This window comes from Microbacterium atlanticum (assembly GCF_015277815.1).
Lineage (GTDB): Bacteria > Actinomycetota > Actinomycetes > Actinomycetales > Microbacteriaceae > Microbacterium > Microbacterium atlanticum.
This window is the reverse complement of sequence record NZ_CP063813.1, coordinates 3,492,088-3,513,994: the sequence shown is the minus strand read 5'-3', so window position 1 is coordinate 3,513,994 and position 21,907 is coordinate 3,492,088. Positions and strand designations below refer to the sequence as shown.

The 21,907-nt window shown below is 72.6% G+C and carries 22 protein-coding genes; 13 read left to right on the top strand and 9 right to left on the bottom strand.

Annotated elements, in window-relative coordinates; all coding sequences use genetic code 11:
- Nucleotides 1-21: 21 nt before the first annotated feature.
- Genes IR212_RS16065 through IR212_RS16040 form a run of 6 tightly spaced genes read right to left on the bottom strand, consistent with a single transcriptional unit; the run spans nt 22 to nt 5,554 of the window.
- Nucleotides 22-486, bottom strand: a complete 465-nt coding sequence (locus IR212_RS16065) for a DUF3237 family protein (RefSeq protein WP_194396854.1) — start codon at nt 484-486, stop codon at nt 22-24.
- A gap of 1 nt (nt 487) precedes the next feature.
- Complete coding sequence (locus tag IR212_RS16060) at nt 488-2,008, bottom strand: acyl-CoA synthetase (protein ID WP_194396853.1); 1,521 nt, start codon at nt 2,006-2,008, stop codon at nt 488-490.
- 42 nt (nt 2,009-2,050) lie between these two features.
- A complete protein-coding gene (locus tag IR212_RS16055; RefSeq protein WP_194396852.1) occupies nt 2,051-2,503 on the bottom strand; it encodes a MaoC family dehydratase in 453 nt (150 codons plus the stop codon).
- A 21-nt stretch (nt 2,504-2,524) separates the two neighbouring features.
- On the bottom strand, nt 2,525-3,715 hold the full coding sequence (locus tag IR212_RS16050; RefSeq protein ID WP_194396851.1) for an acyl-CoA dehydrogenase family protein: 1,191 nt from the start codon (nt 3,713-3,715) through the stop codon (nt 2,525-2,527).
- A 1-nt stretch (nt 3,716) separates the two neighbouring features.
- Nucleotides 3,717-4,604 (bottom strand): amidohydrolase family protein, encoded by an 888-nt coding sequence (locus IR212_RS16045; protein WP_194396850.1) that lies wholly within the window; start codon nt 4,602-4,604, stop codon nt 3,717-3,719.
- On the bottom strand, nt 4,601-5,554 hold the full coding sequence (locus IR212_RS16040; RefSeq protein WP_194396849.1) for an SDR family NAD(P)-dependent oxidoreductase: 954 nt from the start codon (nt 5,552-5,554) through the stop codon (nt 4,601-4,603). The genes IR212_RS16045 and IR212_RS16040 overlap by 4 nt, the downstream gene beginning before the upstream one ends.
- 133 nt (nt 5,555-5,687) lie before the next feature.
- On the opposite strand from IR212_RS16040, the gene IR212_RS16035 reads away from it, so the two are divergent.
- A complete protein-coding gene (locus IR212_RS16035; protein WP_194396848.1) occupies nt 5,688-6,152 on the top strand; it encodes a MarR family winged helix-turn-helix transcriptional regulator in 465 nt (154 codons plus the stop codon).
- A 630-nt stretch (nt 6,153-6,782) separates the two neighbouring features.
- On the opposite strand, the gene IR212_RS16030 is transcribed toward IR212_RS16035, so the two are convergent.
- From IR212_RS16030 to IR212_RS16020, 3 genes are all read right to left on the bottom strand, one after another.
- Entirely contained in the window at nt 6,783-8,009 is a 1,227-nt protein-coding gene (locus IR212_RS16030; RefSeq protein WP_228479380.1) for an MFS transporter, read from the bottom strand.
- A 457-nt stretch (nt 8,010-8,466) separates the two neighbouring features.
- Complete coding sequence (locus IR212_RS16025; protein WP_194396847.1) at nt 8,467-9,651, bottom strand: 4-hydroxybenzoate 3-monooxygenase; 1,185 nt, start codon at nt 9,649-9,651, stop codon at nt 8,467-8,469.
- 300 nt (nt 9,652-9,951) lie between these two features.
- Entirely contained in the window at nt 9,952-10,704 is a 753-nt protein-coding gene (locus IR212_RS16020; RefSeq protein ID WP_194396846.1) for an IclR family transcriptional regulator, read from the bottom strand.
- 256 nt (nt 10,705-10,960) lie between these two features.
- Here IR212_RS16020 and IR212_RS16015 point away from each other — a divergent pair, with 256 nt between their 5' ends.
- From IR212_RS16015 to IR212_RS15960, 12 genes are all read left to right on the top strand, one after another.
- Nucleotides 10,961-11,719, top strand: coding sequence for an IclR family transcriptional regulator (locus IR212_RS16015; RefSeq protein ID WP_194396845.1), 759 nt, complete (start codon nt 10,961-10,963; stop codon nt 11,717-11,719).
- 241 nt (nt 11,720-11,960) lie between these two features.
- Nucleotides 11,961-12,830, top strand: coding sequence for a protocatechuate 3,4-dioxygenase subunit beta (gene pcaH, locus IR212_RS16010; RefSeq protein WP_194396844.1), 870 nt, complete (start codon nt 11,961-11,963; stop codon nt 12,828-12,830).
- Entirely contained in the window at nt 12,830-13,408 is a 579-nt protein-coding gene (gene pcaG / locus IR212_RS16005; RefSeq protein ID WP_194396843.1) for a protocatechuate 3,4-dioxygenase subunit alpha, read from the top strand. The genes pcaH and pcaG overlap by 1 nt, the downstream gene beginning before the upstream one ends.
- Entirely contained in the window at nt 13,398-14,807 is a 1,410-nt protein-coding gene (locus tag IR212_RS16000) for a lyase family protein (protein WP_228479379.1), read from the top strand. Before pcaG ends, IR212_RS16000 begins: the two co-directional genes overlap by 11 nt.
- Nucleotides 14,804-15,583: an alpha/beta fold hydrolase gene (locus IR212_RS15995; RefSeq protein ID WP_194396842.1), complete on the top strand. Its 780-nt coding sequence runs from the start codon at nt 14,804-14,806 to the stop codon at nt 15,581-15,583. Before IR212_RS16000 ends, IR212_RS15995 begins: the two co-directional genes overlap by 4 nt.
- Complete coding sequence (pcaC, locus tag IR212_RS15990; RefSeq protein WP_194396841.1) at nt 15,580-15,981, top strand: 4-carboxymuconolactone decarboxylase; 402 nt, start codon at nt 15,580-15,582, stop codon at nt 15,979-15,981. Before IR212_RS15995 ends, pcaC begins: the two co-directional genes overlap by 4 nt.
- 38 nt (nt 15,982-16,019) lie before the next feature.
- The gene (locus tag IR212_RS15985) at nt 16,020-16,466 is read left to right on the top strand and encodes a MarR family winged helix-turn-helix transcriptional regulator (RefSeq protein WP_194396840.1); all 447 of its coding nucleotides are present in this window, start codon (nt 16,020-16,022) and stop codon (nt 16,464-16,466) included.
- 85 nt (nt 16,467-16,551) lie between these two features.
- A complete protein-coding gene (locus IR212_RS15980; RefSeq protein ID WP_194396839.1) occupies nt 16,552-17,925 on the top strand; it encodes an alpha/beta hydrolase family protein in 1,374 nt (457 codons plus the stop codon).
- 390 nt (nt 17,926-18,315) lie between these two features.
- Complete coding sequence (locus IR212_RS15975; RefSeq protein WP_194396838.1) at nt 18,316-19,077, top strand: 3-oxoacid CoA-transferase subunit A; 762 nt, start codon at nt 18,316-18,318, stop codon at nt 19,075-19,077.
- Nucleotides 19,074-19,754, top strand: a complete 681-nt coding sequence (locus IR212_RS15970; protein ID WP_194396837.1) for a 3-oxoacid CoA-transferase subunit B — start codon at nt 19,074-19,076, stop codon at nt 19,752-19,754. Before IR212_RS15975 ends, IR212_RS15970 begins: the two co-directional genes overlap by 4 nt.
- 1 nt (nt 19,755) lies before the next feature.
- Complete coding sequence (locus tag IR212_RS15965) at nt 19,756-20,928, top strand: thiolase family protein (RefSeq protein WP_194396836.1); 1,173 nt, start codon at nt 19,756-19,758, stop codon at nt 20,926-20,928.
- Between the two features lie 91 nt (nt 20,929-21,019).
- Nucleotides 21,020-21,853 carry an IclR family transcriptional regulator domain-containing protein gene (locus tag IR212_RS15960; RefSeq protein ID WP_194396835.1) on the top strand — a complete coding sequence of 278 codons (834 nt, stop codon included), beginning with the start codon at nt 21,020-21,022 and terminating at the stop codon, nt 21,851-21,853.
- Nucleotides 21,854-21,907: the final 54 nt, after the last annotated feature.

Here is a 21,907-nt window from a genome sequence, read left to right as displayed (position 1 = left end):
CGTCGCTGTCGGGGGCTGGCCTCAGGTCACGCGGTAGGCGACGTAGCGCACGCGGCTCGCCTCGCGGATGTAGGACGCGAGGTAGACCGCCCGCTCGAACTCCGGCCGCGTGGCGCTCTCCAGCGTCAGGGCGGCGCGGAAGTAGTACGCCGCCGGGTCGACGTCGTCCCCGCGCAGCAGCGCCTCCAGCACGGCGGGGTCGCCGCTGCGCACGCCCTGCGCGCGGATGTACAGCAGCGACCCGTCGTCGCCGCGCGCGCTGTAGCGGCCGTCGATCTCGATCGAGCCGTCGGCGCGGACGGTCTGCCAATCGGCGCCGCCCGGCAGGATCGTTCCGCGGAAGTCGCCGGCGATGGTCCCGCCCACCACGGGGATGATGCGGCGATGCCCGGCGCGGGTCGTCCCGTGGTCCTCGAGCGGACCGAGGTCGGCCACGACCTCGAACGACCGCTCGAGCCCGGGGACGGGCGGCTCGTGCGCCGTCATGTCAGCTGCCGCCGAATCTCGCGCGCAGGTCGGCCTTGCGGACCTTTCCGGATGCCGTGCGCGGCAGGTCGTCGACCACCACGACGTTCTTCGGCAGCTTGTAGCGGGCGAGCAGCCCGTCGAGGTGGCGGCGCACCGTCTCGGTGTCGACCTCGGCGCCCTCGCGGAGCGTGACGACCGCCCACGGCACCTCGCCCCAGCGCTCGTCGGGGACGCCGACCACCGCGACGCCCGAGATGCCCTCGATGTCGGCGATGAGGTTCTCGACCTCGGCGGGGTAGATGTTCTCGCCGCCCGAGATGATCATGTCCTTGAGGCGATCGGAGATGTAGAGGTAGCCCTCCGGGTCGAGGTAGCCGAGGTCGCCGGAGCGGTACCAGCCGTCGTCGGTGAACACGGCGGCCGTCTCGGCGGGCAGCCCGTGGTAGCCGAGGAACACGTTGGGTCCCGCGACCTCGATCTCGCCGACGGTTCCCCGCGGAACGACGTCGCCGCGCTCGTCGGTGATCCGCACGTCGGTGAAGAAGTGCGGGAGCCCGACGCTGCCCTGCTTCTCGCGCGTCTTGGTGGGCGACAGCGAGGTGGCGCCCGGGGAGGTCTCGGTCATGCCGTAGCCCTGCGAGAACGACAGGCCGCGCTCCTCGTACGCGTTGAGGATGCGCGTCGGCACCGCCGATCCGCCGCACGTCAGCTTCTGCAGTGAGGAGAGGTCCGTGGACGCCCACGCGGAATGGTCGGCCATCATCTGATACGTCGTCGGCACGCCGCTGAGCATGGTGATGCCGTGCCGCTCGATGAGCGACAGCGCGCGTCCCGGCTCGAAGCCCTTCTCGAGCACGAGCGTGGCCCCCTTGAGGATCACCGGGAGCGCCCCCATGCCGAGCGAGGCGACGTGGAACAGCGGCGAGATCATGAGCGACCTGTCGGTCGACACGACGTCGTAGTCGACGATGCAGTTCACCGCGACCCACGTGAGGTTGCCGTGGCTGAGCACGGCGCCCTTCGGGCGGCCGGTGGTGCCCGACGTGTAGACGATGGCCGCCGGGTCTGCGAGCTCCACGTCGGCGACGGTGTGACCGCCGGGCGCCTCGGCGAGCAGGCGGTTCAGCCCGGGATGCTCGGGCACTCCCGCGCCGGTGACGATCACGTGGGCGATCCGCCCCGCCTCGACGCCCGGCATCGCGCGGTCGAGGAACTCGGCGTCGAGCACGACGGCGCGCGCGCCCGAGTCGACGAGCACGTGCGTCACCTCGGGGGCGGCGAGCCGCGTGTTCACCGGTACGAAGACGGCGCCGAGCTGGGCTGCGCCGAACATCACCTCCAGGAACTGCGGGCTGTTCTCGCCGATGTAGGCGACGGCGTCACCCTTGCGGATGCCGCGATGCCACAGCACGGCGGCGACGTGGTCGGCGGCATCCGCCAGGTCGCGGTACGTCAGCACGTCGTCGCCGAAGACGACGGCCTGCTTGGCGGGGTCCTTGAGCCGCCGCTTGGCGAGCCAGAACCCGATCCCCTTGTGCATCGTTTGCGGTCCTCTCCTTCGAGGAGGCGGTCGTCGCCGCGGTCAGGCGTAGAAGCGGTACAGGCCGCGGGCCACGACGGCGGGCTTCTCGGCGCCCTCGATCTCGATGGTCTGGTCGACGGCGAACTGGTAGCCGCCGCGCACCTCGGTGACCTCGTCGATCACGGCGTTCATGCGCACGCGCGCGCCGACCTTGACCGGCGAGACGAAGCGCACCTTGTCCAGCCCGTAGTTCACGCGCGTCGTGACCCCGGTCGCGTCGAACAGCTCCGACCAGAACTTCACGGTGAGCGAGAGCGACAGGAAGCCGTGCGCGATCGGGCCGCCGAACGGACCCTCGGCCGCGCGCTCGGGGTCGACGTGGATCCACTGGTGGTCATCGGTGGCGTCGGCGAAGAGGTTCACGCGGTCCTGCGTGACCTCGAGCCACTCGGTCCAGCCGAGGTCGGTGCCGGCGAGGCCGGGGATGTCGTCGTAGGCGACGGTGGTGGTCATGGGTCCTCCTTGATGGGTGGTTCAGGTGAAGGCCGACGCGCCGGTGAGCGCGCGGCCGACGATGAGGGCGTTGATCTCGTGCGTGCCCTCGTACGAGTACACGGCCTCGGCGTCGGCGAAGAACCGGGCGACGTCGTGTTCGAGCAGGATGCCGTTGCCGCCGAGCACCTCGCGGCCGAGGGCTACGGTCTCGCGGGCCAGGCGCGCGGTCTGCAGCTTCGCCAGCGCCGAGTTCTCGTCGGCGAACTCGCCCCGGTCCTGGTGCGCCGAGAGCTGCGTCACCATCGCCAGGGAGGCGACGGTGTTGCCGAGCATGCGGGCGAGCTTCTCCTGCACGAGCTGGAAGCCGCCGATGGGCCGCTCGAACTGGTGCCGCTCGCGCACGTAGCGCACGGCCGCGTCCAGCGCTCCGGCCTGCAGCCCCGCGGCGATCCACGCCACGTCGGAGCGCATGGCGCGCAGGATGCCGGCGACGTCGCGCCAGCCGTTCACGTTCGCAAGGCGCGTCGCCTCGCCGACGCGCACGCCGTCGAGCGTGATGAGCGCGTTCTGCATGGGCCGCAGCGCGACCTTGCCGGCGATCGCCTCGAGCCGCACCCCGGCGGCACCGGTCGGCACGAGGAATGCCTTCACCGCGTGATCGTCGACGTCGCGCGCGAACACCACCAGGACGTCGGATGCCGCGGCCCCGCCGATCCACTTCTTGCGGCCGTCGATCACCCACTCGCCGCCGTCGCGCCGTGCCGTCGTCGCCAGCCCGCCGGCGATGTCGGACCCGTGCTCGGGCTCGGTGAGCGCGAACACTCCCTTGAGGTCGAAGCTGCGCACCCGCGGGTCGAGCTCCGCCGCTTGTGCGGGCGATCCGCCGAGCGCGACAGCCGTGCGGAACAGCCCCGATTGCGCGTTGTACAGCGTCGCCACCGAGACGTCGGTGCGTGCCAGCACGTAGTTGCGGAACCCTGCGAACATGCTCGAACCCGCCTCGGCGGCATCCACCGCCTCCGGCTGCATCAGGTCGAGCGGGATCAGTGCCTCGAGCACGCCGTCCGGCATGGTCGCCGTCTCCCACGCCTCGGCGAGGAGGGGACGGATGCTGCCGTCCAGCGTCTCCTGCAGCCGCCCCAGTGCGGCGCGCGCGGCCGGGCTCAGGTGCGCGGCCGCGATGGCGTACGGGTCGAACCCGAACGTCGCATCGGCCTCGAGGGAGGGCATGTCAGCCGCCGAGTCCGAACAGGCGCGCGGCGTTGTCCTTCAGGATGCCGGGCAGGACCTCCGGCTTGAAGGAGCCCACCGTCTCGGCATCCCTCATCCAGCGGTCGGGCGTGAGCAGCGGGAAGTCCGAGCCGAACAGGATGCGCTTCTTGAGGTACGAGTTGGCGGCGCGCACGAGTGACTCGGGGAAGTACTTTGGGCTCCACCCCGACAGGTCGATCCACGTGTTGTGCTTGTGCGTCGCGACCGAGAGCGCCTCGTCCTGCCACGGCACCGAAGGGTGGGCCATGATGATCTGCAGCGCGGGGAAGCGCGCGGCGACCGGGTCGAGCAGGATCGGGTTGGACAGGCCGAGCAGGAGGCCGCGTCCGCCGGGGAGCCCGGCGCCGATTCCGGTCTGGCCGGTGTGGAACAGCGCGACGACGCCTTCTTCCTGCAGCAGTTCGTAGAGCGGGAAGTGGGCCTCGTCCGACGGGTCGAAGCCCTGCACGGTCGGGTGGAACTTGAAGCCGCGCACGCCGTGCTCGTCGAGGAGGCGTCGCGCGCGGTCGAGCGCGTCGGTCCGGCGCGGATCGACCGAGCCGAACGGGATGAGCACGTCGTTGTTGCGGGCGGCGCCCTCGGCGATGTCTTCGCTGGAGAGCGGAGCGTGTCCGAGCTGCGTCTCGGCGTCGACGGTGAAGACGACGGCCGCCATGCGGCGCTCGCGGTAGTACGCGGCGATGGAGTCGAGGTCGGGGTTCGGGCCGTCGGTTGAGAAGTACCGCGCGGCGGCGGCGGCGAGGTCGTCCGGCAGCGACGCGTGCCCGTGCCCATCGACCTCGATGTGCACATGCACGTCGATGGCCGTGATCGCGTCGAGGTCGATCGCCGGCTCGTAGCGGGTCATGACCGCTGGAGGTCTTCGGGAAGCGGCGGGAACTTCTCACCGACCGTCTGCAGGTCGCCGATCGCGTCGCCGAAGCCCGAGGCCAGGTCGTCGTACGACCAGCCGCCGTCGTGGTACGCGGTCGCGACAGCCTCGGGGTGCGACCACAGCTGCAGCCTGTCGCCGCCGATGCCGATGGCCTGACCGGTGACGCCGGCTGCGGCATCCGACGCCAGGAACGCGATGAGCCCCGCGACGTCCTCCGACGTGCCGAATCCGAGGTCGTGGCGGAAGAATGCGGGCATCGGCTCGCCCGCGGCCTCGGCCTCGACCGCGGCGGCGAAGTAGGGGACGGTCGCGGTCATCGCGGTCGCAGCCACCGGGATGACGGCGTTGGCAGTGATGCCCGCGCGCTTGAGCTCGAGGGCCCAGGTGCGCACCATGCCGACGATGCCGGCCTTCGCGGCGGCGTAGTTTGTCTGGCCGAAGTTGCCGCGCTGGCCGGTCGGCGACCCGATGGCGATGATGCGGCCGGCGACCTCGTTCTCGCGCATCCAGGTGGCGGCCTCGCGCACGCACGTGAAGGTGCCGCGCAGGTGCACGTTGATGACGGTGTCGAAGTCGTCGTCGCTCATCTTCCACAGCACGGTGTCGCGCAGCACGCCGGCGTTGGTGACGAGGATGTCGAGCCGGCCGAAGGTGTCGACGGCGGTCCGCACCAGCTGCTTCGCAGTCTCGGTGGGGCCGACGGGGGCGACCACTGCGGCGGCGCGTCCGCCCTCGGCCTCGATGCTGGCGACCGCCTCGGCCGCGGTGGCCTCGTCGACGTCGTTGACGACGACCGCCGCGCCGCGCCGGGCGAGCTCCTGCGCGTAGGCGAGGCCGAGGCCCCGGCCCGAGCCGGTGACGATCGCGACCTTGCCGTCGAGGGGGCGGGCGGTGTCGCCGCTCGTGGTGCCGTCGAGTGCCATGCGTGAGACTCCTTCGTGTCGCAGTCCGCTCGCGGCGCGGGGCGCCGGACGGGGGTCCGGCACCCATTGAACCGGCAACCGTTGAAAAAGTCAATCATTCCGTTCGTCCACGAACTGGGCTACGCTCATGCCCATGCCGAAATCCGCCGACGCCGTCGCCCCGCCGGGCCTGCGCGCCTCGGCGCTCGCAGACGACGTGAGCTTCCTGCTCGCCCGCGCGAACGCGATCGCGCTCGCCGCCGGCAACGCGGCGCTCGCGGCGCACGGACTGAAGGCGCGGTCGTATTCGGTGCTCGTTCTGGCCTCGGGCGATGCCCGGCCGTCGCAGCGGGACCTCGCCGAGTTCCTCCGCCTCGACCCCAGTCAGGTGGTCAGCCTCGTCGACGAGCTGCAGTCGCGGCACCTCGTCGAGCGGCAGCCCGACCCGTCGGACCGGCGTGCGAACGTGGTCGTCGCGACCGACGCCGGGCGCGAGCTCGTCGCCGCCGCGCGCGAGGCGGCGCGCCTGGCCGAGGAGCGCGTGCACGCGGAGCTCTCGGCGGACGAGCGCGAGGTTCTCACCGACCTCCTGCGCCGCCTGGCCTTCCCCGAGGACTGAGGCTGCTCGCCGCCGTCGGCGTGCGCGGGGTGGCGCCCGCGGCGTTCGCCTGTCACGACACGCCGTGTTGGCGCCGGGGATGGCGCCTTTCATGCCATGCGAGCGCTCGGGCGAGGGGTTGACGTGTCGCGACACGCCGTGTGCGCGCCGGGGAGGGGCCTTTCGTGCCATGCGAGCGCTCGGGCGAGGGGTTGACGTGTCGCGACGCGCGGTGTGCGCCGGGGATGTGGCCTTTCGTGCCATGTGAGCGCTCGGGCGAGGGGTTGACGTGTCGCGACGCGCGGTGTGCGCCGGGGATGTGGCCGTTCGTGCCATGCGAGCGCTGGGGCGCGCCGTTCGCCTGTCGCGACACGCCGTGTGCGCGCGGGGATGGGGCCTTTCGTGCCATGCGAGCGCTGGGGCGAGGGGTTGACGTGTCGCGACGCGCGGTGTGCGCCGGGGATGTGGCCTTTCGTGCCATGCGAGCGCTCGGGCGAGGGGTTGACGTGTCGCGACGCGCGGTGTGCGCGCAGGGGATTAGGCCTTTCGTGCCACCCGAGCGCGGGGGCGCGCCGTTCGCCTGTCGCGACACGCGGGTGGCGTGACGGCGGGGACGGATGCTGCGCCGGGGCGTGGCATCCGTGATCCGCGTCAGCGACGCTCGAGCACGAACCGGTCGCGACCGGCGAACACCCCGACAACGGTGAGCCCCACCAGGACCACAAGGACCAGTGCCAGGGACGCGACCCAGTCGCCGGTGAGACTGTGGAGGCCGCCGAAGGCGACGGGGCCGAGGGCGGCGATGACGTATCCGACCGATTGGGACATGCCCGACAGGGCGGCGGAGGTGTCGTGGTCGCGGGCACGCTGGGCCATCAACGTGAGCGACATCGCGAGCGTGGCGCCTCCGGTGAGCCCGATCAGCGAGCCCCACACCAGCACGGCGCCGGGTGCCACCATGAGTCCCGCGACACCGATGATCGCGAGCGAGGGGATCAGCGCCGGCGCCCACCGCTCGAGGCCGCCCCGCAGGATGAGCGGCAGCAGCAGGCAGCCCGCCAGCGAGAACAGCTGGTAGACCATGACGTCGATGCCCGCGACGACCTCGGACCGGCCCGTCGACATCGACAGCGGCGCGAGCCAGGTGACGAACATGTAGAACATGGATGCCTGCAGCCCCATGTAGACGGCGACGAGCCAGGCGATGGGGTCCGACCAGATGCCGGTGCGCCCGCGCGGCGACTTCGTGTGATCGTGAATGCTTCGCGATCCGCGGTGCGCCCACCACCACGCTGCGACGGCGAACGGCAGCAGCGCCGCCCCGGTCACGAGGAGCGCGAACCGCCACCCCGCCGCGACGCCGCCGATCTCGAGGTGCGAGATCGGCACGACGACACCGGACGACACCGCGCCCATGCCGGCGAGCAGCGCGGTGTACGTAGCGGTCACAGCCGGCACGTGCCCGGGGAACTCCCGCTTGACGACCGCCGGCATGAGGACGTTGATGATCGCGATGCCGATTCCGATCACCGCCGTGCCGATCCACAGGCTCACGACGGGTCCGGGGATCGACCGCATCAGTGTGCCCGCCAGCAGCACGAGCAGCGACCACAGCAGCACGCGGGGCTGGCCGAACCGGCGGCTCAGCTCGTGCGCGAGCGGGGAGAACAGTGCCCACGCGACGAGCGGCACCGCCGCGAGGACGCCGAGCGCGGTGAGCGACATCCCGGTGTCGGCGCCGATCTGGTCCAGCAGCGGCCCGAGCCCGGTGATGGCCGGACGCATGTTCGCCGCGACCAGGCACACGGCCGCGACGAGCATCGCGAGCGAGGCGGCCCGCGACGGCGGGCGCGCGGCGGTGCGCGGCGGTGTGGCCATAGGGCTGGGACTATAGCCGACGCGGGGGGCGAGGCATCCGTTCACTCCCGTTCAGCGGCAGTGGGCCGGCGCTGTCGCCGGTCGAGGTCGGGCGGGGCCGCCGCGGCGGGCGAGGCATCCGTTCACTCCCGTTCAGCGGCGTGGTGTCGGTGCAGTGCTGGCCGCGAGCATGGTCGGCGACGGCGACACGCCGGTGACGGATGCCGCGACCCGGCGTGCCGGGCGATCGGCCATGCACGGGGCTCAGCGCGGCCGGCGATCGGCAATACAGGGAGCCTCACGCAGGCTGCCACGACGGTCGGCCATGCACCGGACAGACCTCGCCCGGCGGAAGGGCCAGACCGCCCGCGGCCTCAGATCGCCCGCGGCGGCGGCCGCCGCCGCCAGACAGCACCGCCCCGGCAGCCGCCCCGCCGTCGCCGACCGCACGGCCGAGCCGAGCGGAGCCGAAGGAGGGTCAGGCCAGGCCCTCCAGCGGCCAGCCGGTGTACGCCTCGGCGAGGAAGCGCCGACCGGCCTCGGACTCGACGACGGACTGCAGCTCGCCGAGCTGGCGCAGGCGGTCGAAGTCCGACGCCTCGGGGGCGACGTGGAGCATGTTGGTCATCCACCACGAGAAGTGCTGGGCCTTCCAGATGCGGTGCAGGGCCTTCTGCGGGAATGCCTGGATGAGCCGGTCGTCGTTCTCGAGCAGCAGCGCGCGCAGGGCACGCTCGAGCACGACGACGTCCGCGACGGCGAGGTTCATGCCCTTCGCGCCCGTCGGCGGCACCGTGTGGGCGGCGTCGCCGATGAGGGCGACCCGGCCGCGCAGCAGCTCGTGCGCCACGAAGCTGCGGAAGCGCAGCACATCGCGCTGGAAGATCGGACCCTCCTGGAGGGTCGTGCCGGGCACACGCTTCTGCAGCTCCTCCCACAGCTGCTCCTCGCTGAGGGCGTTGGGGTCGGCATCCGGGTCGCACTGGAAGTACATGCGCTGCACGGTCGCGCTGCGCTGGCTGATGAGCGCGAAGCCGTCGGGGGAGTTGCTGTAGATCAGCTCCTCGGCGCTCGGCGGCGCCTCGCAGAGGATGCCGAACCACGCGAACGGGTACTCGCGGAAGTACCCGCCCGTCGACGAGCCGGTCACCGCCTCGCGCACGACGCTGCGCGACCCGTCGGAGCCGACGACGAAGTCCGCCTCGATCTCGAGCGGTGCGCCGTCGGCGTCGGTCGCGATGAGGCGAGGGCGATCGGATGCCGCATCCTCGACGCGCACCGCCGTCACCCCGAAGCGGAGGTCCTGGCCCTTGTCGAGGCGCGCGGCGATCAGGTCCTTGAGGACCTCGTGCTGCGGGTAGAGCCAGACGCCGCGGCCGACGAGGTCGGCGAAGTCGATGCGGTGCCCGGCGCCCGAGAAGCGCAGCTCGATGCCGTCGTGACGGTTGCCGACGGATCGGACGCGGCTCGACGCGCCGGAGGCGTCGAGGATCTCGACCGTCCCCTGCTCGAGGATGCCGGCGCGGATGGTGGTCTCGATCTCCTCCCGCGAGCGCTGGTCGATGACGATCGACTCGATGCCGGCGATGCCGAGCAGGTGCGACAGGAGGAGCCCGGCGGGTCCGGCGCCGACGATCGCGACGCGGGTGCTGATGGTGGTCATGACGTCTCCTTCGACGACGTGGGGGTGTGGACGGATGCCTCGACCCAGTGTGAACCCGAACCGGGCTGGGCGGCGGGAGACTCCCGTTGATCGGGAAGCCAAGAGGTCGCGGCCTCTGGACGAGATCAGCCCGGCGTCAGCGGACCCTGGGCGAATCTCGTAGGGCGGCGGGCGGGCGGGACGGATGCCTGGCCGAGCCGGGTGGCCGCCCGGATAGGTCAGCGCGCTCGGCGGGGAGGTCGGCCAGATGGCGACCGCGGCGCGCAGCAGCTCACCCAGGGATCGGCGGCCCACCCACGTTCAGCGGCGGTCGGCGCGAAGGTCGGCCTCGATGCCGGCGGCCGCGGCGCGGAGCGCCGCGATCGCGGGATCCGGCGGGGTCTCGCGTGGGAGGACGACAGACAGCGCCGCCACGACCTCGCCCGCGTCGCGGATCGGCACCGCGACGCCGGTCGACACGGCCTCGATCGATCCGGGTGCCACCACCACGCCGGTGCGGCGCACCTCGGTGAGGAGGCGGCGCAGGCGCGCGGCATCCGTCACCGTCTCGGGGGCAAGGGCGCGCAGCGGGCCGGCGAGCACTCGCTCGCGCAGGGCGGCCGGCGCGTGTGCGAGCAGCACCAAGCCGGACGACGAGGCGTGGAGGGGGAGGCGTCCGGCGATGCGGGTGATGTTGGCGCCGGCGTCGGGGTGCGAGAGGCGCTCGAGGAAGAGGGCTTCGTCCTGCTCGAGCACGGCGAGCTGGGTGTGCTCGCGGATCTCTGCCTGCACGTGCTCCATATGGGGCAGAGCGGCCTGGCGGAGGCGGAGCGCCGTGGAGCCGCGGAGGGCCAGTTCCCACAGCCGCATGCCGAGGTGCACGCGGCGGTCCTCGTCGCGCTCGAGGAGGCCTGCCGCGACGAGCTCGTCGACGATGCGGTGCGCCGTGGAGGAGGGCAGCCCGGCGCGCCGCCCGATCTCGGCGGCCGACTGCATGGAACGCTCGGCCGTGAAGGTCTCGAGCACGCGCACGATGCGGTCGGTCATCGAGTCGCCGGAGGGCGAGTTCGCCATGCGCCCACTGTTCCACACCGGCCGGCGGCAGAACTCCACGGATCCGGGCGGCGCGGGGCCGACACGCCGGGCCGCCGCCGCCGGGTGGGGCGGATGAGCGGAGTTGTGCAGCGGCCAGGGGCGGGAGGCGCCGACCGGAGGGCAGCGGCACCGGCAGAGGCGGGAGCCCCGACCAGCAGGCAGCGCCAGCCCCAGACCCACGCAGGCAAGGCCCGGCCTCACAGCCGGGCGGGTAACGTCGCTCGAGGGAGGACGCATGGGCGACGGCGAAGGGGTGCTCGAGCGCACGCTGCGGGTGCTCGGCTGCTTCTCGGACGACGAGCCGGCGCTCACGGCGGTGGAGCTGGGCGCGCGCACCGGCCTCGCCTCATCGACCCTCCACCGGCTGCTGGCGGCGCTCGTCGCCCAGGGGCTCCTCGCCCGCGGCCCCGGCCACACGTACGCCGTCGGGTCGCGGCTGTGGGAGCTCGGCGAGCTCTCACCGCTGTCGCTGCGGCTGCGCGAGACGGCGCTGCCGCACATGGTGCGGCTGTACGAGGCGACGGGCGAGAACGTGCACCTCGCCGTGCTCGACGGCGCCACCCCCGAGACGACCAGCGCGCTGTACGTCGGGCGACTCACCGGCCGCCAGTCCATCCCGACCCTCAGCCGCATGGGCGGGCGGGGTCCCCTGCACGTCACCGGTGTCGGCAAGGCGCTGCTGTCCACTCGCGACGAGGCGTGGCTGGAGCGGTACTTCCGGGCGCCGCTCGAGCGCGAGACGGTGCACTCCATCACCACCGAGGCCGGGCTCCGCGCCGACATCGCCCGCGCGAGAGCCCTCGGATACGCGACGACCCGCGAGGAGATGACCCTCGGCAACGTCTCGGTCGCCGCCGCGCTGCCGCGCGTGGAGGGGCTTCCTCCGATCGCGCTCGGCCTCGTCGTGCACCTCGAGCGCGCCGACGAGCGTCGCCTCGGGCCCCTGGTCGTGCAGTCGGCGAAGGAGCTCCACCACGACCTCCGCGCGACCTGAGGTGCGCCCCGGCCCCGCCGAGGGCACGGCTTGACGTCGAACGCACGGGGTGCCGCGGCATCCGGGGCGTGCGCTCGACAGGAGGCCGTGCGCTCGCCGGCGCGGTCGACCCCAGGCCGGACCACGAGAAGCGGATGCCTCGACCCGCGGCATCCGCAATCCCACTGGATGGGAATCCACCACCGGCGCAGAGGTTCCGGGTGCGACCCTGGGACGACCCGAGTCGTCGAAGGAGACCTTGATGAGTGCGACGCAGCCCGATCCCCGGGGCGAGGAGGCGTTCTCGTCGTCGGTGGTGCTCGAGCAGACGGCGGCAGCGCCCGAGTCGCTGCTGGCCTCGCCCGACCAGCTGACGCAGAACGAGATCACGCAGGAGATCGTCGACTACCACGCCGCCGCCGCGCGGCGCGAGGCGGCGGGCGAGAAGCTGAACATCAGCCTCCACGACTTCCCGCCGTACCGGTCGAGCCTGCTGCGGCATCCGACCAAGAACCCGAAGCTCGTCGACCCCGAGACCATCGAGCTGTGGTCGCCCGCCTTCGGGCAGCGCGACGTCGCCGCGATCGAATCCGACCTGACGCTGCAGCACATCGGCGAGCCGCAGGGCGAGCGCATGACCGTCGAGGGGCGCCTCCTGGACTCGTGGGGCAGGCCCGTCGCGAACCAGCTCGTCGAGATCTGGCAGGCCAACGCCGCCGGCCGCTACATCCACCAGCGCGATCAGCACCCCGCGCCACTCGACCCGAACTTCACCGGGGCGGGCCGCACCGTCACCGACGACGACGGCTACTACAAGTTCACGACGATCAAGCCCGGCGCCTATCCGTGGAAGAACCACGTCAACGCGTGGCGCCCGGCCCACATCCACTTCTCGATCTTCGGCTCGGGCTTCACGCAGCGCCTGGTGACGCAGATGTACTTCCCGGGCGACCCGCTGTTCCCGCTCGACCCGATCTACAACACGATCTGGCGTCAGAAGGACCGCGATCGCCTGATCGGCCAGTACGACCACGACCTGTCGGTGCCCGAGTTCTCGATGGGCTACCGCTTCGACATCGTTGTCGACGGCCCGGATGCGACCTGGTTTGAGCCCGAAGAAGGAGAGCACTGATGGCCGCCCGCACCAAGCGCGACCTGGGACCAGCGACCCACGAGCCCACCGGCGGCCAGACCGTCGGCCCGTTCTTCGCGTTCGGCCTGGACTACCCCAAGAAGCACGAGGTCGTCTTCCCGCACAGCCCCGGGGCGATCGTGCTCGGCGGCACGGTGTTCGACGGAGCCGGAAACCCGATCCCCGACGCGGTCGTCGAGATCTGGAGCGCCGACGAGAACGGCCGGATTCCGCGGGCGCACGGAGCCTTCCGTCGCGACGACCACTCCTTCACCGGCTTCGGCCGGGCAGCGACCACGGACGTCGGCAGGTACGAGTTCTGGACGCGCAACCCCGGTTCCGTCGACGGCGGCGCGCCGTTCTACTCGGTGATCGTCTTCGCGCGCGGCCTTCCCGACAAGCTCGTCACGCGGATCTACCTGCCCGAGCACGACGACCTCCTCGCCGCCGATCCGCTGCTGTCCTCGCTCGACGAGGACGAGCGCGCTACGCTCGTCGCGACGCGCCTGCCGGACGGCAACCTGCACCACGACATCCACCTGCAGGGCGAGAAGGAGACCGTGTTCCTTGCCTTCTGACCGTGACCGGCCCCCGCTCGACACGACATTCGTCGAGGGGGGCCTGCTCTCGCCGGTGACCGTCGGTCACGACGGGACGGTGACGGATGCCGCGTTCCTTGACGCGCTCGTGACGGCCGAGGTGGCGCTCGCCCGCGCGTGGGCCGAGGCGGGCGTGGCCCCGGCCGAGGCCGTGGACGAGATCGAGACCGAGTTCGGCTGGCAGGGCGGGCTCCGCGGATGCCGCGACCACGGCGTCGACGGCGCGGCGCTGGCCGCGGCCGCGGTCGCCGGCGGCAACCCGGTGATCCCGCTCGTCGGCGCGCTGCGGGAACGCGTCGGCGCGGACGCGCGGGCGTGGGTCCACCGCGGCGCGACCAGCCAGGACATCCTCGACACAGCGCTGATGCTCGTCGCCCGGACAGCCACCAGCAGGATCATCGCCTCCCTCGCGCACGCCGAGGTCTCGCTGCGATCGCTGGCCCGCTCGCGCCGCGACGAGGTGGCCGCGGCGCGCACGCTCACCCAGCACGCCGTGCCGACCACGGTCGGGCTGCGCGCGGCCGGCTGGCTGCGAGGCGTCGCCCGAGCGAAGGAGCGCCTCGAAGAGGCCCAGCACGGCCTGCCCGCGCAGCTCGGCGGGGCGGCCGGCACGCTCGCCTCGTTCGTCGAGATCGGCGGAGCGGATGCCGCCGCCGCCCTGCCGTCCGCCTATGCCCGCGAGCTCGGGCTCGCCGCTCCCGAGGCGCCCTGGCACACCGCGCGGTGGCCCGTGACAGAGCTCGGCGACGCCCTCGTTCAGGCGATCGACGCGGTGGGGAAGATCGCCGGCGACGTCGCGACCCTCAGCCGCAGCGAGATCGGCGAGCTCGCCGAGGGCGCGGGCGGCGGATCGTCGGCGATGCCGCAGAAGCGCAACCCCGCGGCATCCGTCCTCATCCGCTCCGCCGCGCTGCGCGCGCCGCAGCTCGGCGCGACCCTGCACGTGGCGTCGGCGCTCGCCGTCGACGAGCGCCCGGACGGTGCCTGGCACGCGGAATGGCCGACCCTCCGCGAGCTGCTCGGCCTCGCCCTCGGGGCGACCGCGCACGCGGCGACCCTCGCGGCCGGCCTGCACGTCGACACCGACGCCGTGGCCCGCAACCTGGCCGCGGGCGGCGGGCTCATCCTCGCGGAGCGGCTCTCGCTCGTGCTCGGACCCGAGCTCGGCCCGCGCGAGGTCTCGCGGCTCGTCGTCGACGCCGCCGCCGGCGGCGACCTCGCCGCGGCGCTCGCGGCGCTCCCCGGAGTCGGCGCGCTCGCCGCCGACCGCGGCCGGAGCATCGAGGCCTTCGTCGCCGACCTGCTCGACCCCGCCCGGTACACCGGCCTCGCCGCCCGCCTCGTCGACGAGGCCGTCACCCCCCAGGAGGCACAGTGACCGTCCCCGCCATCGCGCTCGCCTCGCCCGTCGGTCCCGACGACGCCCCGACGCTGGTCCTCGGCCCCTCGCTGGGCACCTCGGCGCTGCTGTGGGACCGCGTGCTCCCGGCTCTGGCCGAGCGCTACCGCGTCATCGCGTGGGACCTGCCCGGTCACGGGGCCGCACCGCCCGCCGCGGCGCCGTTCACGATCGCCGACCTCGCCGACGCCGTGGCCGATGCGGTCGAGGGCGAGTTCCGCTACGCCGGGGTGTCGCTCGGCGGATGCGTCGGGCTCGAGCTGCTGCTCCGTCACCCCGACCGGGTGCGCGCGGCCGCGATCGTCTGCTCGGGCGCCGCGATCGGCGAGGCCTCCGCCTGGCACGAGCGCGCCGCGCAGGTCCGCGCGCAGAGCACGTCGAGCCTCATCATCGGCTCGGCGCAGCGCTGGTTCGCGCCCGGCTCCGTCGAGCGCGATCCCGACATCACCGGGCGCCTGCTCCACGCGCTCCAGGACGCCGACGACGAGAGCTACGCGCTGTGCTGCGAGGCGCTCGCCGGCTTCGACGTGCGTGACCGGCTCGGTGAGATCGCCACGCCGGTGCTGGCGGTGTGGGGCGATCACGACGGCGTCACGCCCGAGGCATCCGCTCGCGAGATCGCCGACGGCGTGCAGCGCGGCCGGGCGACCGGGATCGCGGATGCCTCGCACCTGCCGCCCGCGGACGCCCCGGCCGCGACGGCCGACGCCCTGCTCGGGTTCTTCGACGCCGTCTCCGCGGAGCAGGGCGCATGAGCCGCCCCGACGGTGCGGGGCTCAGCGACGAGCAGCGCTACGACCAGGGGATGGTCGTGCGCCGCGAGGTGCTCTCGGACGCGCACGTCGACCGGGCGATCGCCGGCACCGACCCGCTGACGGCGGACTTCCAGGACTTCATCACGCGCGTCGCGTGGGGCGACATCTGGTCGCGCCCCGGGCTGGACCGCCGGTCGCGATCGGTCGCGGTGCTGACGGCCCTCATCGCCCTGGGCCACGAGGAGGAGCTTGCGATGCACCTGCGCGCCGCGCGACGCAATGGGCTGACCGTCGACGAGATCAAGGAAGTGATCCTGCAGGCCGGTCTCTACTGCGGCGTCCCGGCCGCGAACACCGCCTTCCGCATCGCGAAGGGCGTGTTCGCCGACGAGTCCTGACGGCCGTATGCTCATCGCATGACGGGCTGGGGGACGCCATGACGGCCGCGCACGCACCCCGGCTCCTCTACCAGGTGAAGCAGGTGGAGCTCGCCGTCCGCGGCCGGCTCGACGACGTCGTGCGGCCGCGCGGGATCACGGTCACGCAGTACACGGCGCTGACGGTGCTGGAGCAGCATCCGGGAATGAGCTCAGCGCAGCTGGCGCGACACGCGTTCGTGTCGGCGCAGGCGATGGAGGGCGTCGTGCGGGCGCTCCTGGACGCCGGCCTCATCGAGCGCGTGCGCGACCCGGAGAACCGCCGGCGCATGGCGATCTCTCTCACTCCCGAAGGCATCGCGCTGCTCGAGGCCTGCCGCGACGACGTCGACCGCATCGAGGCCGAGGCCTTCGCGGGACTGTCGGGGGTCGAGCGTACGGCTCTCGGTCGCTGGCTGCAGGAGGCCCGCAGAGCGCTGGAGCATCCCGCACCGCCTGTTGACTGACAATCAGGAAACTTGATAATGGTCCTACCCCGTCATCGACGACGGGGACGCTGTCGACGCCGACACACGGAAGGACCACCCCCATATGTCCCACGTCCGCACACGCACACTCTCGCTCGCGGCGGTCGCCGCGACCGCCGCTCTCTCGGTCGGTCTCCTCGCGCCGCCCGCCTTCGCCGACACCGGCGGGGACTACTCCGGCTCGCTGTCGAACGGCACCACCTGGCTGGCGTCCGTCCCGGCCGACTGGAACGGCACCGTCCTGCTGTACAGCCACGGCTACCGCCCCTCGTTCGTCCCCGGCAACCCGGCCGCCGTCGCCCCAGACGACGCCACCAAGGCGCTGCTGCTCGAGCGCGGCTACGCGCTGGTCGGGTCCTCGTACGCGTCCAGCGGCTGGGCGGTGCCGACCGCCGTCGACGACCAGCTGCAGTCGCTCGACGCGATGCTCGATGAGACCGGGCTCGACCCGGAGTACGTCCTCGCGTACGGCACCTCGATGGGCGGACTCGTCACCGGTCGCCTCGCCGAACTCGCCGGCGACGTGATCGACGGCGCGATGCCGACGTGCGGACTCATGGAGGGTGCGGTCGACCTGAACAACTACCAGCTCGACGGCGCACACGCGATCGACCAGCTGCTCGCCGTCAACCAGGACATCGACATCGAGGGCTACGACACGCTGGGCGAGGCCTTCGCCGCGTCGGCCGCGCTGACCGCCGCCGTGCAGGCCGGCCAGCAGACGCCCGAGGGTCGCGCGCGCGTCGCACTGGCGGCGGCGCTCTTCCACCTCTCCGACGGCGCTCCGGCAGCCGAGGCGCCGACCGATCCGGCGGTGCTCCAGCAGTCGCTGTTCAGCCAGCTCGTCAGCACGATCGGGTTCGTCACGCCCGGCCGCTTCGACATCGAGTCGACCGCGGGCGGGAACGCCACCTGGAATGCGGGTGTGGACTACCAGAAGCTGTTCGCGCAGTCCGCCGATCGCCGGCTCGTGCAGGAGCTCTACCGGCAGGCCGGCCTCGACCTCAAGGCCGATCTTGCGACGCTGACCGCGACCGCCGATGTCGTGGCCGACCCCGGGTCGGTCGAGACGCTGCGCGCGTCGTCCGGTCTGATGGGCGACCTGCAGGTGCCGGTGATCTCGCTGCATACCCTGGACGACGTGCTGGCACCCGTCCAGGTCGAGCAGGAGTACGCCGAGGACGTCCGCACGGCCGGCGACCGCAACCTGCTGCGGCAGTTCCAGGTCGACCGCGTGGGGCACTGCAGCTTCACGCCGGCCGAGATCGCCGCCGGGATCGAGGCGCTGCAGGACCGCGTGGAGTCGGGCAACTGGGGCCTGGCCGGCCAGTCCGCACAGCGCATGAACCAGCTCGCGGCGTCGGTCGACGACAGCGGGTCGGCCTTCGTGTCGACGCAGCCCGGCGAGTTCCTCGGCGACCGGGAGGGTCGACGCTGAGGCGCCCTCGAAGACGCTGAGGGGCGGCATCCGCGATTGGATGTCGCCCCTCGGCGCGTGGGGTTCGGTGTCCCGGTGCGCTTCGGGTGCCACGACACGCGGTATGGGGTTCGGGGATGCCGCGTGTCGTGCCACGTGAGCGCGGCGGGGGTGCTCGCCCGGCGCTTCGGGTGTCACGACACGCGGTGAGGCGCGGGGGGATGCCGCGTCTCGTGCCAGCTGAGCGGGACGCCCCGACCCCCGGGACACCCGTGAGCGGATGCCGCTCGCGAGCGTCGCCTCGGATGCCACCGTGTCCGCGGCCGCTGGTGGCCTCACTGCCTGCCCCGCGCTACACTGGTCGGAAAGCGTACAGGCGTTCGCACAGCGAACATACCGACCGGAGGCCGCATGATCGACAAGACCGTGGGCTCCGTCGAGGAGGCCGTCTCCGGCATCCGTGACGGAGCCACCATCATGATCGGCGGCTTCGGCCGGGCCGGTCAGCCTGTCGAGCTGATCGACGCGCTGATCGACCAGGGCGCCGGCGACCTCACGATCATCAACAACAACGCCGGCAACGGCGATGTGGGTCTCGCGGCGCTCCTCGCCAAGAAGCGGGTGCGCAAGATCCTGTGCTCCTTCCCCCGGCAGCACGACTCGTGGGTGTTCGACGGGCTCTATCGCTCCGGCGAGATCGAGCTCGAGCTCGTGCCGCAGGGCAACCTCGCCGAGCGCATCCGTGCGGCGGGCGCCGGCATCGGCGCGTTCTTCTCGCCGACAGGCGTCGGAACGCAGCTCGCCGAGGGCAAGGAGACCCGAGAGATCGACGGCCGCCTGTACGCGCTGGAGTACCCCATCAAGGCCGACTATGCGCTGATCAGTGCGTACCGCGCCGACCGCTGGGGCAACCTCGTCTATCGCGAGACGGCCCGCAACTTCGGGCCCATCATGGCGGCAGCGGCGACGACGACGATCGTGCAGGTCGACGAGATCGTCCCGCTCGGCTCCCTCGACCCGGAGGGCGTCATCACGCCCGGCATCTTCGTCGACCGCGTGGTCGCCGTGGGGGAGCGCCGGTGGCTGCGCGAGGGTGCGTTCGTCGGCGGGGTCGACATCGAGGGCCGGCCGCTCGATGGCGCGACCGCATCCACAACGGAGGTTGACCAGTGACCGACACGACCGCCACGCGCATCACCCGTGAGCAGCTCGCCGCGCGCATCGCGCAGGACATCCCCGAGGGCTCGTACGTCAACCTCGGCATCGGGGCTCCGACCCTCGTCGCCGACTACCTGCCCGCCGACCAGGAGATCATCCTCCACACCGAGAACGGCATGCTCGGCATGGGACCGTCGCCGCAGCGCGGCCAGATCGACCCCGACCTCATCAACGCCGGCAAGCAGCCGGTCACGGCGCTCGCCGGGGCTGCGTACTTCCATCACGCCGACTCGTTCGGGATGATGCGCGGCGGTCACCTCGACGTCTGCGTGCTGGGCGCGTTCCAGGTGTCGCAGACGGGCGACCTCGCGAACTGGTCGACCGGCGCGCCGGGCGCCATCCCGGCCGTCGGCGGCGCGATGGACCTCGCGATCGGCGCGAAGAACGTCTACGTGATGACCGACCTGCTCACCAAGACCGGCGAGTCGAAGCTCGTCGAGGCGTGCACGTATCCCCTCACCGGCGTCGGCTGCGTCACGCGGGTCTACACCGATCACGCCGTCTTCGACGTCACGCCCGAGGGCTTCGCCGTGCGCGAGGCGTTCGGCGACAACACCGTCGAGCTCCTCGCCGAGCTCACCGGCCTGGAATTGACGGATGCCGCACGCCGCGGCATCCGGGAAGGTGAATGACATGGCGACCTACGTCTATGACGCCGTCCGCACGCCCTTCGGCCGCGCCGGCGGGGCCCTCTCGGGGGTCAGGCCCGACGACCTCGCCGCGGTCGTGATGAAGGCGACCATCGAGCGGACGGGACTCGACCCCGCCCGCATCGACGACGTGATCTTCGGCGACGCGAACCAGGCGGGGGAGGACAACCGCAACGTCGCGCGCATGGGCGCGCTGCTGGCCGGCTTCCCGACGACCGTCACCGGAGTCACCGTCAACCGCCTGTGCGCGTCATCGGTCGAGGCGGTCATCCAGGGCTCGCGCGCGATCGAGGCCGGCGACGCCGACATCGTGCTGGCCGGCGGTGTCGAGTCGATGAGCCGCGCGCCGTTCGTCGTCGAGAAGTCGGCCCGGCCGTGGCCGAGCGTCGGCAACCAGACGCTGTGGAACACCTCGATCGGCTGGCGCATGACCAACCCGAGGCTGCCGACGCACTGGACCATCTCGAACGGGGAGTCCGCGGAGAAGATCGCGCGTGAGCAGGGCATCTCGCGCGAGGCGCAGGACGCCTTCGCCGTGCGCTCGCACCGCCTGGCCGCCGAGGCGTGGGCGGCGGGCGTCTACGACGGCGAGGTCGTGCAGGTGCCGGGCGCGGAGCTCGCGCGCGACGAGGGCATCCGCGACGACACCTCCGTCGAGAAGCTCGCCGGCCTCAAGGCCCTGTTCGCCGCGGACGGCGAGGGCAGCGTCACCGCGGGCAACTCGTCGCCGATCAACGACGGGGCCTCCGCGGTGCTGCTGGGCCGCGAGGGCGCGCTCGACGGCGAGCCGCTCGCCCGCATCACCGCCCGCGCCGCGCACGGCGTCGATCCCGACCAGTTCCCGCTGGCGCCGATCGAGGCGGCGAACAAGGCGCTCGCCCGCGCCGGCCGCACCTGGGCCGATGTCGACGTCGTCGAGCTGAACGAGGCGTTCGCGTCGCAGTCGCTGGCCGACATCCGTGGGTGGGAGGGCCTCGATCCCGAACGCGTCAACATCCACGGCGGCGCGCTGGCCATCGGCCACCCCCTGGGGGCCTCGGGCGGGCGCATCATCGGCCACGCGGCGCACGAGCTGGCCCGCCGCGGCGGGGGCGTCGCCGTCGCCGCGATCTGCATCGGCGTGGGGCAGGGCCTCGCCGTCGTGCTGGAGCGCTGACCCGCATGCGAGACCGCACGGACGCACCCCCGGCCCGCCGGTGGGCGTGCGCTCGTGCGGTCCGGTCGACCTTGCGTGAGAGGCTGGGGACGTGACGGATGCCTCGGCCGATGCCCTCGTCGCGGGTGCGGGAGTCGACGCCGCCGATCGCAGCAACGACACCGTCCAGTCGCTGGCGAGGGGACTCGCCGTCATCCGCGCGTTCGATGCCGAGCACCCCGAGCTGACGCTCAGCGAGGTGGCGCGCCGCGCCGGCATCACCCGCGCCGCGGCAGGCCGGTTCCTGCGCACCCTCGAGCACCTCGGATACGTCCGCGGATCCGCAGCGTCCGGCGCCGTCGGCCGCGGGTTCGCCCTGACGCCGCGGGTGCTCGAGCTGGGGTTCAGCTACCTGTCGGCCCTCTCGATCCCCGAGGTGGTCCAGCCGCACCTCGAGCGGCTGTCGCGGGAGGTCGACGAAAGCGTCTCGGCCGCCGTCCTCGACGGCGCCGACATCGTCTACATCGCGCGCGTGCCGACGCGCCGCATCATGAGTGTGCGCATCACGATCGGCACCCGGTTCCCCGCGTTCGCGACGTCGATGGGCCGCGTGCTGCTGGCGGGGATGACGGATGCCGCGCGCGACGCTGTGCTCGAGGCATCCGCTCTCCCCTCCTTCACCGAGCGCACGCTCACCCGTGCCGACGCCCTGCGTGCGGAGCTCGATCGCGTGCGGGCGCAAGGGTGGGCGCTCGTGGACGGCGAGCTCGAGCCCGGCCTGCGCTCGGTCGCCGTGCCGCTGCACGACCGCCGGGGAGACGTCGTCGCCGCGGTGAACGTGTCGACGAGCGCCACCCGCGACACCGTCGAGCACGTGGTGGCGGAGTACCTGCCTCCGCTGCGGCGCACTGCGGCGGCGATCGACGCGGAGCTGCGCCTGGTCTGAGCAAGCCGCGCCCCGCAGGGTCGGTCTCTTCGCGTGCTCGTTCGGGTGGCGCAA